This window comes from Ureaplasma ceti (assembly GCF_040369755.1).
GTDB lineage: Bacteria > Bacillota_I > Bacilli_A > Mycoplasmatales > Mycoplasmoidaceae > Ureaplasma > Ureaplasma ceti.
Map to the genome: position 1 here is coordinate 95,106 of NZ_BAABQM010000001.1, position 18,669 is coordinate 113,774.

The 18,669-nt window shown below is 30.7% G+C and carries 13 protein-coding genes; 10 read left to right on the forward strand and 3 right to left on the reverse strand.

All coding sequences use genetic code 4. From position 1 onward, the window contains the following. Window positions 1–19: 19 nt before the first annotated feature. Entirely contained in the window at window positions 20–1,087 is a 1,068-nt protein-coding gene (locus tag ABWU82_RS00320; RefSeq protein ID WP_353289519.1) for an ABC transporter ATP-binding protein, read from the reverse strand. Between the two features lie 123 nt (window positions 1,088–1,210). Next, the gene (gene ileS, locus ABWU82_RS00325) at window positions 1,211–3,898 is read right to left on the reverse strand and encodes an isoleucine--tRNA ligase (RefSeq protein ID WP_353289520.1); all 2,688 of its coding nucleotides are present in this window, start codon (window positions 3,896–3,898) and stop codon (window positions 1,211–1,213) included. A gap of 114 nt (window positions 3,899–4,012) precedes the next feature. Between ileS and hrcA the strand changes: the two genes are divergently transcribed. The 9 genes from hrcA (at window position 4,013) to ABWU82_RS00370 (ending at window position 15,390) form a co-directional block, all read left to right on the forward strand. Continuing rightward, complete coding sequence (gene hrcA / locus ABWU82_RS00330) at window positions 4,013–5,095, forward strand: heat-inducible transcriptional repressor HrcA (RefSeq protein WP_353289521.1); 1,083 nt, start codon at window positions 4,013–4,015, stop codon at window positions 5,093–5,095. Then, window positions 5,082–5,789: a hypothetical protein gene (locus ABWU82_RS00335; RefSeq protein WP_353289522.1), complete on the forward strand. Its 708-nt coding sequence runs from the start codon at window positions 5,082–5,084 to the stop codon at window positions 5,787–5,789. The genes hrcA and ABWU82_RS00335 overlap by 14 nt, the downstream gene beginning before the upstream one ends. Window positions 5,790–5,793: 4 nt before the next feature. Next, a complete protein-coding gene (locus tag ABWU82_RS00340) occupies window positions 5,794–7,548 on the forward strand; it encodes a 1-deoxy-D-xylulose-5-phosphate synthase (protein WP_353289523.1) in 1,755 nt (584 codons plus the stop codon). Between the two features lie 12 nt (window positions 7,549–7,560). Then, window positions 7,561–9,186, forward strand: a complete 1,626-nt coding sequence (locus ABWU82_RS00345) for a DUF2130 domain-containing protein (RefSeq protein ID WP_353289524.1) — start codon at window positions 7,561–7,563, stop codon at window positions 9,184–9,186. A 146-nt stretch (window positions 9,187–9,332) separates the two neighbouring features. Next, window positions 9,333–10,748 carry an ATP-binding protein gene (locus ABWU82_RS00350; protein ID WP_353289525.1) on the forward strand — a complete coding sequence of 472 codons (1,416 nt, stop codon included), beginning with the start codon at window positions 9,333–9,335 and terminating at the stop codon, window positions 10,746–10,748. Between the two features lie 214 nt (window positions 10,749–10,962). Next, the gene (locus tag ABWU82_RS00355) at window positions 10,963–12,612 is read left to right on the forward strand and encodes a hypothetical protein (RefSeq protein WP_353289526.1); all 1,650 of its coding nucleotides are present in this window, start codon (window positions 10,963–10,965) and stop codon (window positions 12,610–12,612) included. 125 nt (window positions 12,613–12,737) lie between these two features. Continuing rightward, window positions 12,738–13,637 carry a PfkB family carbohydrate kinase gene (locus ABWU82_RS00360; RefSeq protein WP_353289527.1) on the forward strand — a complete coding sequence of 300 codons (900 nt, stop codon included), beginning with the start codon at window positions 12,738–12,740 and terminating at the stop codon, window positions 13,635–13,637. After that, window positions 13,619–14,527, forward strand: coding sequence for a pseudouridine-5'-phosphate glycosidase (locus ABWU82_RS00365; protein ID WP_353289528.1), 909 nt, complete (start codon window positions 13,619–13,621; stop codon window positions 14,525–14,527). Before ABWU82_RS00360 ends, ABWU82_RS00365 begins: the two co-directional genes overlap by 19 nt. Window positions 14,528–14,592: 65 nt before the next feature. Next, the gene (locus ABWU82_RS00370) at window positions 14,593–15,390 is read left to right on the forward strand and encodes a hypothetical protein (protein ID WP_353289529.1); all 798 of its coding nucleotides are present in this window, start codon (window positions 14,593–14,595) and stop codon (window positions 15,388–15,390) included. A 42-nt stretch (window positions 15,391–15,432) separates the two neighbouring features. Here the strand turns inward: ABWU82_RS00370 and ABWU82_RS00375 are convergent, their stop codons facing one another. Beyond that, on the reverse strand, window positions 15,433–16,365 hold the full coding sequence (locus tag ABWU82_RS00375; RefSeq protein WP_353289530.1) for a site-specific integrase: 933 nt from the start codon (window positions 16,363–16,365) through the stop codon (window positions 15,433–15,435). A gap of 268 nt (window positions 16,366–16,633) precedes the next feature. Between ABWU82_RS00375 and ABWU82_RS00380 the strand changes: the two genes are divergently transcribed. Continuing rightward, window positions 16,634–18,667, forward strand: a complete 2,034-nt coding sequence (locus tag ABWU82_RS00380) for a hypothetical protein (protein WP_353289531.1) — start codon at window positions 16,634–16,636, stop codon at window positions 18,665–18,667. Window positions 18,668–18,669: the final 2 nt, after the last annotated feature.

Below are 18,669 nucleotides of genomic sequence, written 5' to 3' on the forward strand. Positions count from 1 at the left end.
TCATCTTGATGGTTAATTATTAAGCGTCCATAGTGTGTACAGAACCTTTAATAACATATTCTTTATAAATATCTTCTAGAGTAGGGATGAATTTTTCAAATAAGAGAATTTCTAATTTCAATAACATTAAATCATCTAGAATTTTTTGTGTCGCTTGTGCATCTACGTTTTTTACGTGGTATAGATGGTGTTCATTATCAAAGAAGAATTTGTATTGTTCTTTTTCTAAGTAACTGACCAATTGAGCACTGTCATCTACTTTTAATAATAGTTCAGTAGAATTTTCTCTGTCAAAAACACTTAAATTATTACTGAAGACAATATGGCCACCATCTAAAATAGTTGCGTGTGTAGCGTATTTATCTAATTCTGATAAGATGTGACTACTAATGAAGATTGATTTACCTTCTTTTTGTAATTCTTTTAAAGTATCAAAGAAATCCAATCTAGCTCTAGGGTCTAAGTTAGCGGCTGGTTCGTCCATAATTAGAATTTTTGGATCATGAACTAACGCTTGTGCAAGTAAAATTTTCTTTTTTTGTCCACTACTAAAGGTGTTAGGTGATTTAGAAGCCAACTTATCCATTTTTAGTTTCACTAAAGTTTCTTCACAGAATTTGACTGCCGCTTTATGTTCGACACCACTTAATTCAGCCATTTGAATTAAATAAGTTTTAGTGGACATACCTTCTGGAAATCTAGCAATTTCAGGAATATATCCAATGTTTCTTTTGGCTTCCGCGGTTTTATTTAAATAACCTTGCATATAAATAGAACCTTGATATTTGGCGTACGCTCCTACAATGGATTTAATAGTTGTAGTTTTCCCGGCCCCATTCCCCCCGATAAAAGCATGGAATTCTCCTGGTCCCACTTTAAAGTTTAGATTATTAATTGCAGGGGGCATATTTTTCTTATATTGTTTAGTTAAATTAACTACTGCTAAATAATAATCTTTGTAAGCTTCATTATATTCTTTTTCTGTTAAGGGTTTTAATAAAGTTTTTAATTTGGAAAAAGGCACCTTTTTAGGTGCGTGAGTTTGTTGTGACTCAACTGTTTTGGTTTTTTTAAAAATATTTTTCATTGGAAACACCTTTTTTAATTGTAAATTAAAAATAATTAAGATGACCATAAAACTTATACCTAAATAAAAAATGATTTACAAGTTTTAAAAGAACTTGTAAATCATAAAAAAGATAATTAGAAATTATTTGTTAACAACGTGGTGACATCTTGTACATAAGTCTTCAGTTGCCATGTCAGCTTCAGCTTTGTAGTTTCAGCAACGTTCACACTTTTTGAATTGTGTTAATTCAATTGTTACGTCGTCAATAGCGTTAGCATCTACTGAAACAGCTGCAACGTTTAATCATTGAGCTAATTTTGCTAATGATAAACTTGTTGGGTTAGCTTTTAAGATTACGTGAGCTTCGTTATTTTTCTTTAATAAACCAGCTTTTCTCGCTTCTTCTAATTTGTTGTAAATGCTGTCTTTCAATGTGAAGAATTGGTTGAATAATGCTTCATCATTGAATGCTGTAAATGGTTCTAAGTTTAATCAGTCTTCTAAGTGAACTGATTCGTATTTCTTGTATGGTAAGAATGAGTAAGCTTCTTCACAAGTATGTGGCATGATTGGCGCTAAAGCAATAATCATGTTTTTTACAATGTAGTATAAAACAGTTTGAATTTGGTTTCTTCTTACACTTGTTAAAGCGTCACAGTACATTGGGTCTTTAATGATATCGAAGTATCATGCAGATAAATCTAAAGTGAATTGGTTCACTGTTTTCACGATTGTTGAGAATTGGTAAGTTGTGTAAGCTTCTGAAATTTTGTTTAACACTTTGTGTAATTCGTTTAACACGAATTGGTCTTCTAATTCAAAGCTTGTTGCTAAACCGTGTTCAACGTCTAAATCATTAATCATTGATAATGAGTATTTGAATAATGTGTTTCTAATTCTTCTGTAGATTTCTGAGATTTGTTTTAAGATGTTCATACCGAATCTTTGGTCTTCCATGTATTCAGTTGAAGCTACTCACAATCTAAAGACATCAGCGCCGTATTCATCAAAGACTTTTTGAGGATCAATAACGTTACCTACTGATTTAGACATCTTAAAGCCTTTTTCATCTAATGTGAAACCGTGTTGTAAGATGGCTTTGTAAGGGGCTTTTTTGTTGTAAATTGTACCAGTAATTAATGATGAGTTGAATCATCCACGGTATTGGTCACTACCTTCTAAGTAAATATCAGCTGGATAGTCAAAGCCTCATTCTCTTAACATCATGTGTGATGAACCTGAGTCAAATCATACGTCCATGATGTCTTTTTCTTTAGTATATGCTTTGCCTGTTGCTAAGTATTTTTCAGTTAAGAATTTTTCTACTGGTCATTCAAATCAAACGTCAGTACCGTTTTCAGCTAAGATGCTGATAATGTTTTGGATTAATTCCACGTCATAAATTGGTTCGTGGTTTTCATCAAAGATCATTGGAATTGGAACGCCTCAAACTCTTTGACGGCTAATACATCATTCCACTCTTTTTGAAATCATTTCAATCATTCTGTCAGTGTTTTTTTGACTTGGTGATTTTACGTCTTCTTTTAAAGTTTTAATAACGTCAGCTTGGATTTTTTCTAAGTTAACGAATCATTGCGCAGTAGCTCTGTAAATAACTGGTTTTTTTGTTCTTCAGTCATGAGCGGCTGAGTGAACAATTTTTTCTTGTTTTAATAAGGCGTTGCAAGCTTGTAAACGTTCAATAACGATTGGGTTAGCATCTACATAGAACATGCCTTCAAGTTCAGCGTCGTTAATTGAAGCGTCGTATTTACCGAATTGGTTGATTGGTGTGTAAGGACTAATGTTGTATTTTTTGCAAGCTAAGTAGTCATCCATACCAAAACCAGGGGCGTTATGAACTAAACCTGTACCATCTTCAGCTGAAACGTATTCAGCTAAGATAATTGGTGAAGTTCTGTCAATAAATGGATGTTTGTATTGGATGTTTTCTAAATCAGTACCGTGTAATTCTTTTACGATAGTAATGTCAGATTTGTTAATGTTTAAGTTAGCTGCGAATTTATCAAGTAAAACTTTAGCAATTACGTAATGAACACCGTTCACTGCAATAACAAGGTATTCTAAGTTTGGGTGAACAGCAATTGCTAAGTTGGCAGGAATTGTTCAAGGTGTTGTTGTTCAGATTACAAAGTATGTGTTTTCTGGTAAAACACTGTTGTTTTCTGCTTTGAATGAAACGTAAATACTGTGGCTTTCTACATCAGCGTATTCAATTTCAGCTTCGGCTAAAGCTGATTGTGAAGATCATGATCAGTATACGGGTTTTAAATCTCTAAAAATTAAGTTTTGTCTTACCATTTCTAGGTATAGATTTAATTGTTGAATTTCAAATTCTGGGTATAAAGTTAAGTAATCGTGTTTTAAATCAGATAATAGACCAATTCTTCTGAATTGCTCTTTTTGGTTAGCTACTTGACTTAAAGCGTATTCTTTACATTTTTGTCTAGTTTCTACCACAGAATCATTGGTTGATTTACCGTATTTTTTTAACATTGCGATTTCAATTGGTAAACCGTGTGTATCTCAACCAGGGATAAATGGGGCGTTAAAACCTTGTAAGTTTTTTGATCTTACAATGATGTCTTTTAATGTTTTATTTAGGGCGTGACCAACGTGTAAGTTACCGTTAGCGTAAGGTGGCCCATCGTGTAAGAAGAAAAGTGGTTTATGTTGGTTTTTTAATAAAACCTTACTATATAAATCACTTGCTAATCATTCTTGTTGAATTTTTGGTTCTTTAGTTTTTAAATTAGCCTTCATTTCAAATTTAGTCGAAGGCATATTTAGGGTATTTTTATAATCCATATTTAACTCCTTAAACAATTTCTAGATTTTAGAAAAGTACATTATTTAATAATATAATATAAAGAATATCTTAGTTCAAAAATCTAGTAACTTTGAGCAGAAACGGAGTGGAAAATGAAATTAACTGAGAGACAGTTTAATATTTTAAAAATCATCGTGGATGAATATACAGCTAACGGGGAACCGATTTCTTCTAAATTAGTTGCCCAAAACTATAACCTAAAAGTATCCGCTCAAACTATTAGAAACGAAATGGGTTTTTTAGAAAAAAATGGTTTAATTGAAAAAACCCATATCTCTAGTGGTCGGATTCCTTCTAAATTAGGATTAGAATACTACAACAAAAACATGGCCTTACCCCAAATTGACGCTTTAATTGAAGGTAGATTAAAATCGATTTTTATTAAACGCGAAGAAAGTATTGACCAAGTATTTTCTGATGCTTTAACCATGTTATCGGATATCACTAAACTACCAAGTGTGAGCAGTACTTACAACCTATCCGAAAATTTAAGAGAAGTGAGTATGGTACAGTTAGATGATACTAACGCCATTTTAATGGTGGTTACTAGCTTTGCCAACGTTTATAAAACTTTTATCCAAATTAAAAACCAAAGTCAATTTAATGACGTAAAAACGTGTATTAAACTATTTAATAAACACTTAGTGGGTACAAAGTTAATTAACTTAGACGAAAAACTGGCAGAAGTACAGCCCATCATTCGTGAACGGGTAAAAGAATACGATTACATTACAAAAGAAATTATTCGTAAGTTATTTGATACAACAATTAAATGCGCCACACAACCCAAAGTGATCGGAATGGCTAACTTGTTTAATTACGAAGAATTTAAAGACTCTGATTTTTTACAAAAGATCTTAACGATGTTAGAAAATGGTAACATTTGAAAACAATTAGAAAGTGATTTTGAAAGAGCTGACGAAAATGAATTAAACAAAGTAGAAAGCGATAACAACGTTAGAATCGAATTTAAGAGTCCTGACGAAAACAACCATAATACAATCTTGGTGGCTTCTACAAGCATTAGATTGGCTAATAACGTTCAAAGAGAAATTTCTGTATTAGGTCCAACCAGAGTGGAATTATCACAAATTAAAGGGATTTTAAACTTCTTGAAAGAAGAAATTGAAAAAATTGTAGACGAACAAAACGGATTAAAACATGAAACTAGATAGATTTAATAAACCTTTACATAAGGCTCACAAAGCTTTTAAACCTTACTACGATGCTTTCATTCAATATATGAACCAAGAGTATGCCTTAGCACCATTTAGTCAAATTTTAAATACAAAAATTGGTAACCAAATTATCAATTTTTTTCACGGATTTTTATATTTTTATCGGGTAGAAAATTTTGGAGATGACTTTGATATTAATAAGTTAAGTAAAGATAATTATTTTGCCTTATTAAAAGGTGTTACCTTATTTTTACTATCGACACAAAACAACTATACTAAAAATATTTTCGGTAAAACCTTTATCGGTTCACATAATCCGAACGAATTAGTCTTTGATGATAAACTGAATTTAGAATCTAAAGACATGTTGTTAAGAAGTACCCATATCATTTATACAATTAGTTTAATTTTTAACAAGTTTTTAATTAACTTTATTGGCGATGCCAAAACAATTTACGAATTAATTTATAATTACTTAGCGTTTGTTATTGTGAACAATAATATTGAGCCCATTAAAAAGCGGAGCTTATTTGCTAAGAAAACTGATGTTGATTTAGATAACCGCATCGAACAAATTGAAATTACATTAGAATATTTCAAAAATTGTCAAAACATTTTAAAGAAAATTTTACCGACTAGTTTTAATGATTTGACCTTCTTAATTAATAAAAACTTCAAAGAAATGAATTAAAACCATGGAACCAATCGATACTATAAATATCTTGAAAGGTTACCAAGGGGTTGCAGACCTTAAAAATCTTTCGTTTCAAGAACTACGTCAATTAGCGCAAGAAGTACGTAGTTACTTGATTACTTTATCTCAAACCAAAGAAATTCACCTATCTTCTAATTTAGGGATTGTGGAAATTACTTTGGCTATTTTATTAAACTTTAATTTACTACACGATGTCGTTATTTATGATACAGGCCACCAAAGTTATGTACATAAAATGCTGACTGATAGAAAAGATAGGATTGCTACAATTCGTTCAGATAACGGATTAAGTGGCTTACTAGATATGTTTGAATCGCCCTACGACCATTACTCACCGGGTCATAGTAGTAATTCTATTAGTGTTTTAGACGGGATGTATCAAGCTATCGCCGATGTTAATAAAAATCCTGACGGAATTTACCAAAACGATAAATATCATGTTGCTATTATTGGTGATGCAGCATTAACTAACGGGGTGGCATTTGAAGCTTTAAATGATTTAGGTACTAGTCAAGATCCGTTAATTATTTTGCTAAATGATAACGGGATGAGTATTTCAAAAGCGGTGGGGCAGTTCGCCAAAAACATTAACCAATTACAAACTGATGCAGTAAATAAAAATATTTTTACTGAACTAAACTTACAATATTTAGGTCCGATTGACGGTAATGATTTAACCGTTGTAGATGAATACTTAAAACAAGCTAAACAATTAGCTGCTAAGGGACCAGTATTACTACATTGTCGCACTAATAAAGGCAAGGGTTTAAGTCCAGCAGAACAAGATTGAATTGGAAATTATCACTCTAATTCTTTAAAAGCAAAACCATCATTTGGAACTATTGCTTACCAAAATTTAAACCAAAAAATTAAAGAAGACACAAAACTAAGAATTTTAAACCCTGCTATGAATTTAGGTAGTGGTTTTAACCAAATGTTATTAGATAAACTTCCTCACTATCAAGATACTGGTATTAATGAAGAACATACAGTGTCTAAAGCATCAGGAATGGCTCTGAAGGGCTTAAAGGTTTATAACTTGTTTTATTCAACTTTTTTACAACGTAGTTACGATCAATTAGTACATGATGTAGCGCGTTTCAATTTAAACATGACATTCTTATTAGACCGTGCAGATTTATCAGGTGGTGACGGACCGAGTCATCACGGAATTTTTGATGTTAACTACTTAAAAAGTATGCCTAATGTTACAATTACTTCCCCAAGAAATTTTGTACAATTAGACCAACTCATTAACTTATCTTACGAGAATGAAAAAGGCATGTTTGCGATTAGATATCCTAAGTCTCCGTTTGTAAATATAGATGTTAATTCTAGTTATATAATTAAACCCGGTTCATGAGAAACGGTGTTAAGCCAAGGGTATAAAACGGTAGTGTTAACTTATGGTCCTTACACTGACGCAATCTATGAATACTTACAAGCCCAAAATTTACCAGCTGACTTAGTTTGTGCAACTTATTTACATAATTATGACCAAAACTATTTAGCAGAATTATGTAATAAATACGACAACATTGTTTGCTATGAACGGATTTATGGAGATGGTGGTTTAGTGGCAGATGTTTATAAATACATCGCTCAACACCAATTAACTAAAAAAGTTTATAGTTTCCACTACAAAGACTTTGTGGGTCACGGCTCAACTTCTCAGTTAGATAAAAACCAAGGAATGGATTTACATTCTTTAGGTGAGCTTATTCAATCCATTTAAAAGAGGTAAAATATGGCAAAAAAAGTGAATGCTTTCTACGATAAAGATAGCAAAAAAATTATTATTTTAAGCGATTCAGTCACTCAAGGCGACTACATTGAATTAGATTCATTAAGTGATTTTAGCGATTATGTTCGTGCTGAAGTTGATAGCAAATACCGTCAAAACATTATTAATGAATACAAAAACGGTAACGAATACTTAAATTTACAAAAGAGCTTAACTGATGCTCAAAATCAGAGCAAATTAGATCAACAAAAAATGAATGAATTGACTAAAACAACGAAATTAGAAGCTGAACAAGCTTTTAGACGTTCTAATGAATACCTTAATTTAAAAAACAGTCAAGAAAAAATGAGTGTTGAAAATAATGATTTAAAATTAGCAAATTCTAAATTAAATATTCAATTACAAACCGCTGAACAATTAGCGTTAGATAAGTACAAAGAATCTAGTGAATACAAAGAATTGGTCCAAACTAAAGAACAATTAAAAGAACAATTGTCTAAAATTCAAACAGAAACAGTGATTAAAGTTCAAGAAGCTAAAACGCAAGCAATAAATGAATTTAGACAATCTACTGACTTTATGAATTTAAAGAAAGTAGAAACACAATATTTTGAATTGAAAGCTCAAAATAATATCCAACAAGAACAATTCCGTACTAAATTAGAATTAGCCTTAAATAAACAAGAACAACAATTAAAAGAAACTTACGCTCAACAATTATCTAGTGTGCAAGAAGAACACAGATATGAATTGAAACAAAAAGACGACGAAATTGCTGAACTAACTTTCAAACACACTAAGAGCGTTAAGCTTTTAGGTGAAACTTTAGAACAAGAATGTTTTACAATGTACCAAAATAGTTTAGGTCAAATTTTAACAGATTCTGAGTTTGTAAAAGATAACGAAGTTAAAGAAGGTACTAAAGCTGACTTTATTTTCAAAGTTTACGCTCACGATTTGAATGACACGAAAATTAAAGACAACCCGTTATTAGTTAAAGCAGTTTTAGAAATGAAAACTGAAGCGGCTGATTCAGACGACAAGAATAGAAAGAAAAACGTTGATCATTTAGATAAATTAGAAAAAGATAGAATTAAAAAAGGCGCTGATTTAGCTATCTTAGTTACTGAACTAGAACGTCAAGATGAATTCATTATTAAACGCGATCCAAGATATCCAAATATCATTATGGTAAGACCATTTGGTATGGTGTCTTTATTAACAATCATTAGAACCTTAGCTTTAAAAAATAAAGAAGTAGCCATCGAAGCTATTAACTTCAAAAATCAACAAGAAATTCTAGATGAATTTGAAGAATTTAAAAACAGCATTTTAAGTAATTCTTTAACTTACATCAAGAATAATTTAGATGAAATTTTATCATTGGCACAAGAAATTGAAAAAAGAGCTTTAAGAATCTATGACAAAGCTGAACTTGTCCTACATAGACACGTTCAAACTGTTCAAAATAAAATTGAAAACTTTAGTATTGAAAAGAAAATCACTAGAAGAATTGATGAATTAGTTGATACTAAAGAACCAGTGGAAGCTAAATTAACGGCCGGATCACCAATCGAATTAGATGAAGATTCTGTAAAATCAGAAAAAATTAAAATTAAATTTGCTTAAATTTATTCCTAATAATTAAGAACTCTCTCATGAGTTCTTTTTTTCTTTTTCTAGTAATAATCTATATAGTTCCATTAATTATTTTGTATAAGTATTAACTTATAATTTAGACGAAATATTAATATTTAATTGATGGTGAACCAACAATGAAAGAATATGAAAAACAATTAATTGATTTAAATATCAAAACTATTTTAAGTGATTGAACACCAGCTGATGCAGTACGTGAATTAATTGCTAACGCATTAGACGAACGTTTAATTTCACAAACCCAAGACATTCAAGTTTGTTACGATAAAACCCAACAAACTTGCATAATTCAAGATTATGGTAGAGGCATTAAACCAAGTGATTTTGTACAAAATGAAAGTTTGGAAAAGAACGAAAGAACTGATGTAATTGGTAAATTTGGTATTGGATTAAAAGATGCTTTAGCCGTTTTAAACCGAAACAAGATACAAGTATCAATTATGTCTAAATACGGTACTTTCTTACCAATCATTCGTCAAAAAACTGGTATTGAGGAAGAAATGAAAACAATATACATCAAATACGATATATATTCTTTAATTTCTGTTGGAACTAAAATTGAATTACATGGATTATCTGTTGCGGATTATGAAAAAGCAATGAGTTTATTTTTGGCATTTCAAAACGTTAGGCCAGTAGCAACATCGAATAAAGGTGAAATTTATCAAACGTCTAATAGTTCAATTTATTTAAATGGTTTAAAAATTTCTGAAGATAGTGGACTACTTTTTTCTTATAACATCACTTCTCCCAATAAATTGTTAAAGAAGAATTTAAACAGAGAAAGAAAAAATGTATCACGAGATGCATATCGTGATTGTGTTCTCAATATTTTATTAAACATTGATAACGACTCACAAAGAGATGATGTTTTTCAATACATTTTACAGCATAAAGATGATACAGAAAACAATGAGTGAAGTTTTATCGACGTGAAAAAACTTATTTTCGAACACTTAACAAAAGTAAACAATAAATATCTAATTGTGTCTGAAGAACAAGTGCAAGATCCTAACTGTGCGAAGTATTTACAATATGCTGAAAAAGATGGCAAAGAAATTTTAGTGTTCAACCAAAAAGATTACAGCAGTTTAAGTAAACAAAATAATGACTATACAATTAGTGCTTGATGAAGAAACAAAATCGATGCCTACAAACCAATAGAAGTTAGTGTAGAAGAATTGAATGAAGTCGAAAAACAAAACTGATTATTAGGACAAAAATTTATTCACGAATTACGCAAAAAATTAATTTTTAATAATGAACTATCACTACAAAAACAATATTTAGATGAGTATAAATGGATAATTATAGATAGTCATCCAGAATATGAGGGTTTAACTAATTATTGTTCGAAAGAAATTCTTATTGTAAGAAGAGATCTAAGTAATTTATCAGAATTGTTAGGGGTTTTATTACATGAGGCTACTCATGCAATTACGTTAACTTCTGACTCCACTATTGCTTTTGAAAGTTGTTTAACAGATTTTTTAGGAATTTTAGCTTATTGATTAATAAAAAAGGAAGATTAGTTGCTAATGGTTGAGCTTAAACATAATTTAAATTACCTATGCAACGATTTAAATAGTTTAATTAGAAAAATAAGATAAAAACTAAAAATTTATTTTGTGTGCAAATAAAGAAATTATTTATTTTTTAAGACTATCATGTTAGTTCTTAATTTGTGTTTAAGATTTATAATTTAATTAGTTGTTTTAGATTTCAAAATATAGGAAGAATTAAACAATGCACAAACTAACCAAAAATTTTAAAATCGGATTCGCACTTGCTGGAGTTGCCTTAATGACTACAGCCGTAGTAGTTCCAACTGTTGTTTGCACAACTCAAACAACTCAAACTGTGAAAGTTCACCAAGACAGCAACACATTGCAAACAATGAAAGCTGCAGAATTTTTCTCATTTGAAGGATTCTTTAACCATGCAAAAAGTGAATGAAACCATTTAACTAATGATGTTCACCATGACATGAACAATGTAGAACAAATGTTTAAAAGCCATTTTAAACACATTGAACATGAAGTAGATGTAAAAAGTACTAGTTTAAAAGCATCATTTAACAATATCGAACATGAGTTTAAAGAAGTATTAAATCACGACGCTCATTCTTTTGCTCAAACAAAAGAACAAATTATTGCTAATGTAAACAAAATGGAAAGTGATGTTAATGCTTTATTAAAGAATGCTAAAGTTATCACTTCAAGTTTAACAAGTCATGCAAAAGCTGAAGCTGAATTTGCTGCTCAACACTTAAAAAATGCAATTAATAGCATTCTAACTGACTTAGGATTAAACAGCAAAGCTGGTTTAGAACATGATGGTCAATTAATTTTAGAAGGCTTAGAAGCTTTCTTCCAAGACTTTAAGAAATCAATCGTCCATGCTACATTTAATCCAAAAACACAAGTATTAAATTTACCATGACAAATGGAATACAAAGGCCAAGATGTAACAATTCCATTAACATTATTCTTACCAAACAACAATGTTTTAACACAACAACAAAAGAATCAATACTTATTAGATGATGTTGCTAACGTTATTAACAAATTAGGTATTTTATCAGTTGCAAATACTAAATTATCAAATTTAGGTACAGTGTTAACTCTAATTAGTGAATTTAGTCACGATTCTACAGTAGCAAATAACAGCTTTGTCAAAGACATGAACAAAGTCTTAGAATACTACAACTATATCTTTGGACCAAAGTCACCATTAAACTATCCAGTTGTAAAAACAATTATCAATACGTTATTAACAGCTTATCCAGAAGCTTATGCAATTGTTAACTTTGCTGAAGCTTTAATAAATGATGTTAATAAAGGTATCCAAGTTTACAACACTGCTGAAACTATTTTTAACTCAGTAATTAACGGAATTAATAGTGTAGTATCTGTAAATGGCACACAAGGTGAAATTAATGTACCAATCGTAATTGGTCAAGGTGCTAATGCGGCAAAAGCTACAATTAAAATCGAAGGCTTTAAAACAGTTTCATACAAAGAAGCTAACACTCAATTGGCTAACTTTATGACAAATATGTTTAATGATTTACATTTAAATGTTCAAGGAACTAAATTAGCAAACTTACCACAAACCGTTCAAGATAAAGAAGTATGATTAGAAAACTTTAGCAATCATTTAAATGAACAATTAGTAAAATACGAACATACTAATAAATTCGAAGCTTGAATCGCTGATAAGGAATTTAAACCATTTGTAAATGAAGTTACTAAATTAATTAGCCACAGCATCACTGACTTCAATAACACAATGAATTTCAATGCACAAAAAGGCGAAATTTCAATTCCTTTACAAATTGGTACAGGTGCTAATGTAGCTTACGCTCACCTTAACATTTTCGGTTTTAATAAATAATTAATTTTTAAAAAAAGGAGTCCTTTAAAGGGGACTTCTTTTTTTGTACAATAAAACACATAAAAAAAGGTGCGATTTACCAATTGTTGTATAAAATATTTTTATATAAAGGTGAGGTATATTTAGTGAAAATTTTAGTTATTGGCGCATTTAATATTGATATTAATGCTGCTGCTGAAGAAGAAGTTATACTAGCTGATTCTAATCCAGGAAAAATTTATCAAAATTTTGGTGGAGTAGCTAAGAACATTGCTGAAAATTTAGTTAGATTAGGTTTTGAAGTTGACTTTGTCTTTAATGTAGGTTCTGATCAAAATGGTAAATTAGGTGTAGATTACGTTAAATCTTTAAACATAACACCTTATTATCAAGAAGTAAATAACAAAACTGACACATATTTATCGGTCTTAAATGATCATAAAGAAATGATTGTGGCAATTAATGATATGGTTTGCGTTAAGCGAATTACAATTGATTCATTGCAAACGTATGGATTAGATAAAAGAAAATATGATTATGTCGTTTGCGACGCGACTTTAAATGCTGATGTTATAAAGTACATTATGGAAACGTTTGATAATGTTTATTTTGAAGCAGTATCTGCTCATAAAGTAGTCAAAATTTTACCCTTTTTAGATAAAGTACAGCATATTAAAATGAATAAATTGGAAGCTTTAACTTTATTTAAGGTAAAGACTTTAGATGAGATGTGGACAAAATTATATAACTCTTCAATTAGAAGTGCTTTGATCACTGATGGTGCTAATGGCAGCTATTACTACACAACTAAAGTAAATAATACTTATCAATTTGAAACTACAATTCCTGTAAAGGTAAAAAGTGTTTCTGGAGCTGGCGATGCTTTTATAAGTGGTTTTTTATACGCAGATGCGTGCCATCTAGATTTATTGAAATATGCAACCGCTGCATCTAAGATTACTTTAGAATCGCCATACACTAATAATCCTGAATTATCTCCTAAATTACTTGAAAATGAGGTGTTAAAATGAAAATCGAAATTTTAAAAGAAATTCAAGATGCAATCGCAAATAACTTACCAGTTGTAAGTTTAGAATCAACAATTATTTCTCACGGTATGCCTTATCCGCAAAATGTACAAATGGCTAAACAATGTGAAGCTATTGTAAGAGAAAATGGCGCTGTACCAGCAACTATTGCTATTATCAACGGCGTTGTTAAGGTCGGTTTATCTGATGCTGATTTAGAATACTTAGCAACAGCAGACAACGTAATTAAGACTAGCACACGTGACTTAGGTTATGTTATCGGCTTAAAGAAGACTGGTGCTACAACTGTAGCTACTACATCACTAATTAGTGAAATGGTAGGTATTAAAGTGTTTGCTACCGGAGGAATTGGTGGTGTACACAGAAATGCACAACAAACTTTCGATATTAGTAACGATTTAGAAGTTTTAGGCAACCATAAAATTTTAGTAGTCTGTGCTGGACCTAAAGCTATTTTAGATATTCCTTTAACTTTAGAATACTTAGAAACTAAAGGGGTAGAAGTTTTAGGCTACCAAACTAAAAAACTTCCAGCATTCTATTCTAATACCTCAGATTTAGATGTAGTTCATTCAGTTAATAACGCTAACGAAGTAGCTCATATTATGAATGCTAAATGAGATATTTTAAATTCTGGTATCTTAGTGGCTAATCCGGTTCCTGAACAATATTCAATTCCAAACGAAGAAATTGGTGCAGTTATTGATCAAGCTATTGCAGATAGTGTTCAACAAAATATTAATGGAAAAGAAATTACCCCATTCTTACTGAAAACTATCGTAGAAAAAACAGCCTCAAGATCATTAGAAACTAATATTCAATTAGTATTTAATAACGCTAAAGTAGCTGCCTTAATTGCTGTGGAATACGCTAAAGTAATAAAATAATCTTATAAAACTATAACTTCTCCTCTGGGAGGAGTTTTTACTTTTTAAAGGATAAAGTATATATAATGCCATCAGTTACTCAAATTTGTAAAACGGTTAAGCAACCTTACGGTGGATATTTATCGCCACAAAAGTTTCAAAATATTTTTTTAAGCGACGAATACGATTATTTAAATCCTGAAGAAGAAAATATTCCAGCTAGTTTAGTTGGCATGACTATTGACTATTTAACTCGGTTTTATTTGACAAACGACGCCGAAAACGCTTTTATTATCTCTTTGCAAGGTGCAAAATGTTTGGATAAATTTTATTTCACTAAAATGCATGTAAAGCAAGCGTCGGGTTTAGTACAACAAATTAAGAACATAAATGATTCTGACACGATTATTGCTGCTTGTCAGCTAGCAGGTTTTGATACTGCTTTTCGTGCCGGCGTAAAAACTTATTTTCCTGTCTCTAAAATTCAACCGGATTCTAAGACTATTCAACACATTCAAATAATGATGAACAGGATGGTACAGTTTTTTAAAAAATACGGGCCAATAGTTATGGAAGGGTTTATCTTTCCTGGTGCCTACACACCTAAAGTTACGACTGGTGATGGTGATTTTTTAACTGCAGAAACGTTATGAGATTTAAAGGTATTAAAGGATAATCGCAGTTTTACAAAAGTACACACTTTACAACTTTTAATGTATTATTTGATGGGGTTACATTCTGAAGATTCAAACATCTATCAGCAACTAACTAGTTTAGGTTTTTTTAATCCCCGTACTAATACGGTGAGCTTGTTATCTATCAGCGAAATTGATGATATAACTTTAGCGACTGTGTCGCAAGAAATTATTGGTTACAAAATTTAGCTTAAAAATGAGATGTTTAAAAGACGTCTCATTTTTTGTTTATTAAGTTAGTGCAGTAAGTGTTCTCATAATAAGATCCACATCTTTATTTTCTAACTCTTGAATTACGTGAATATAAGTTTTTTGAGTGGTATTAATACTAGAGTGTCCTAACCTTTGTGCTACCGACGCCATAGAAACCCCAGCAAACAACAAAAGAGAGGCGTGTGTATGTCTTAGACCATGAATGGAAATAACAGGGATATTAGCATGTTTACACAGTTTTTGTAAACGTTCGTTAATTGTAGCATTATAAACACACTGCCTAGGTTTTATAAAAATAGGATAATCTATCGCTTTATCTTTAATTAAATTAATAAATTGCATACTAATCATCCAATCAATAGTAATTTTACGCACTGAACTTTTATTTTTGGTAGGTAAAAATCCAGTGTGATTTTTGTAATCTCAAGTTTTATTCACACTTAAAGTCTGAGTTTTAAAATCAAAATCCTGTGGTGTTAAAGCTAAAGCTTCAGAAAATCTTAGTCCTGTTTTAGCTATTAATAAAATTAAATAATCTCAATTAATTTCATGGTTTAAATTAAGGTGATTTAATAAAGTTTGGAGTTGAAATTGGTTAAGAAATTTAGGTTTTTTATGTCTACTGACCACTCCTTTAATGATGGCTTTACGAGTCGGATCTTTTGTTAATAAACCTTCTTCTAAACAGTCTAAAATACAGCCTTTAATTTGCCGATGAAAGTCTAAAGTGGTTTGTCTTTCGTGCGTTAACGCGTATTCATTTAATAGTGTTTGATAACTAATTCGAGTTAATTCGGAAATTTTTAAATCCGGAATTAATTTAGTTAATCATTTGTACGTCATTCAATATTTCTTTAAAGTAACAGGGCGAATAGCTCCCTCTTTATAGACGTGAATTCACTGTTGAAAGTACTGACAAAATAATTGTTTAGCTACATGTTTATTTTCCATAAAAGCCTCCTTATTGATGGATGAGTAATATATTACTCATCTATCCTCATTAAAAAAATAACGAAAAAACATAGCAGATTTCTTTTAAAAAATAAGTAAAATAGTAGAACAATTTTACATTTTTTCGTAGAACACGAAATTACGTGTTTTTTGATATACCTTTTTCATGTCAAATATTATTTTTTCTTATATAAATAATGAGAACTTTTGAGCAAGTGTGCCTCTTAAGTTCCTTAATGAACTATTTTCTCAGTAGAAAGGAGTTTTTATGAATCGCAATAATAATTTCAGTGGGTTCGAGTTTAATAACGTGTTCCCGTTCTACATTAGAAACGTGAATTCTTTATTCTTTGCTACCCATGATGAAGGTTTAGATGACATCAAGTCTCAAAAATCAAATAAAAATGATGCCAAATTATTAAACCTTGAATTTTTATTAGATAGAAACAACGTGAAGAACAACATCAACTTGATTCTTAACAAAATCGTTTCTATAACAGGTGCTTCTAAAAACGAATTCTTTAAAAAACAAGGTATTGACAGCTACCAAAATAACCTATACCTAAAAGAATCAGTAAACAAAAATTTGCAATCAGTTCTAGGTAACGTGCACGACGACATGTTATTTTCTTACAGCATGGAATTCGATGACAACAACTACTTATCTGATATTGCAGAAGGAATTGACTTATCCTTCTATCTAGACCACGAAACAAGACACATTACTGGTGGTTTCGTGTGAAGATCATTTGGGGTCAATAAAGTTAAGAAAAACATTGTGAACACTTACTACTTCTTAAACTTAGTGAACACATTCTTACAAACCCAAATCTTCCCTTTAAACATGCCTTCGCTATTAAGTATTTTTAAAAGTGAAAAAGCATTATTTGAAGAATACAAAAGCAAATGATTCCAATTACTTGAATCAAGCTATGACTTGACAAGTAGTGATCCAGAAATTCAATACATTAACACTAATAAAACAAAGTTCTTTGAAACATTCTTAATCTTAATTTTCGTGATGATTCACATTTTGGAACAAATCGATGAATACTTCACTTGCGATAATGCTGCTAGTTTACTAGAAGAGCAAAACAAGAAATTATCATTAATTCATAATGATGACCAAAACCAAATCGAAGACTTAAGATGTTTAATTAATTATTTAAACCAAGAAACTGATATTAATACCATCAGAACCCAAGGTAACCAATCATACTATAAGTTCGATAACTACACAATTGCTTTACCAATTGAATTCTACGAATTGACTTTAAACGAACAACAAGTCTTTTTAGATATTAACGAACTTATCAAAAACAAAAACTTATCTTCAATCTTAGCCGTTTTATTATTCCCTAACTCATTCGGTTTAGGTAACGACAACTTATTCCAAATGAATTACCAAACTTTAGTAGATTTAATTGAAGAAAATAAACAAAACGATGAATTAAACTTCATTGAACAAAACAAAAAGGCACAGTTAGAAGAAGCTTTATGCGAAATGAACTTCTGATACATGTCTTTAATTAAAAACAATAAAGTAATCATTTTAAAAAACCCCACTGAAGAATCTAATAGTGCTACAGAAAAAGTGCATTACTACTACTTCTGAGCTCAAATTTACTTGCAATCTAAAATCATTGAATTAAAAGATATCGAAAACTTTACAAACTACTTATTTAGAAGTAATCAAAAGTGAAAAATTGTTACTTTTAGAAAATTAATTTGTGATTTGCACAGTTTAGACTTTAATGAAAATGACCACTTTAACGGCATTCCCCAAATTAAACATATTGTTTCACAAATCGATGCTAAAGACAGCTTCCATGATAATCTAAAGAGTCTAACACTTCGGGTAAAAAACGAAGACGAAATCTACAAGAGACAAGGGGAAAGACTTTCAATTGTCTTGGCCTTCGTTGTCGCTTTAGTTATTGGATATATTGACTTCTTCGCTTGTGTCTTCTCCGTTGCTCCTTGTTCATACGGAAACATTACTTGACAATGAATTCTTTTCTCAATCGGTGTTGCAACCTTCTTTGCCATCATTAACACCATTATTCTGGCCACAACCCTTGCTTATCTGATTATCAGACGGAAGAAGTTGAGAGATGTTGAAAAGCGAAAAGATGCCAACATTTACTTTGGCTACACTTCTCTTCAAACTCTTGGCGCTGACGGTAGCGATAAAAAAGGAAAAGAAATTATTGGTTGAAAAGTGAAATTCATGGGTAACAAGAGATTCTTTGCGCCCAACACATCAAGCGAACCTAAACAAACCACTGTAGAAAGCATTTAATT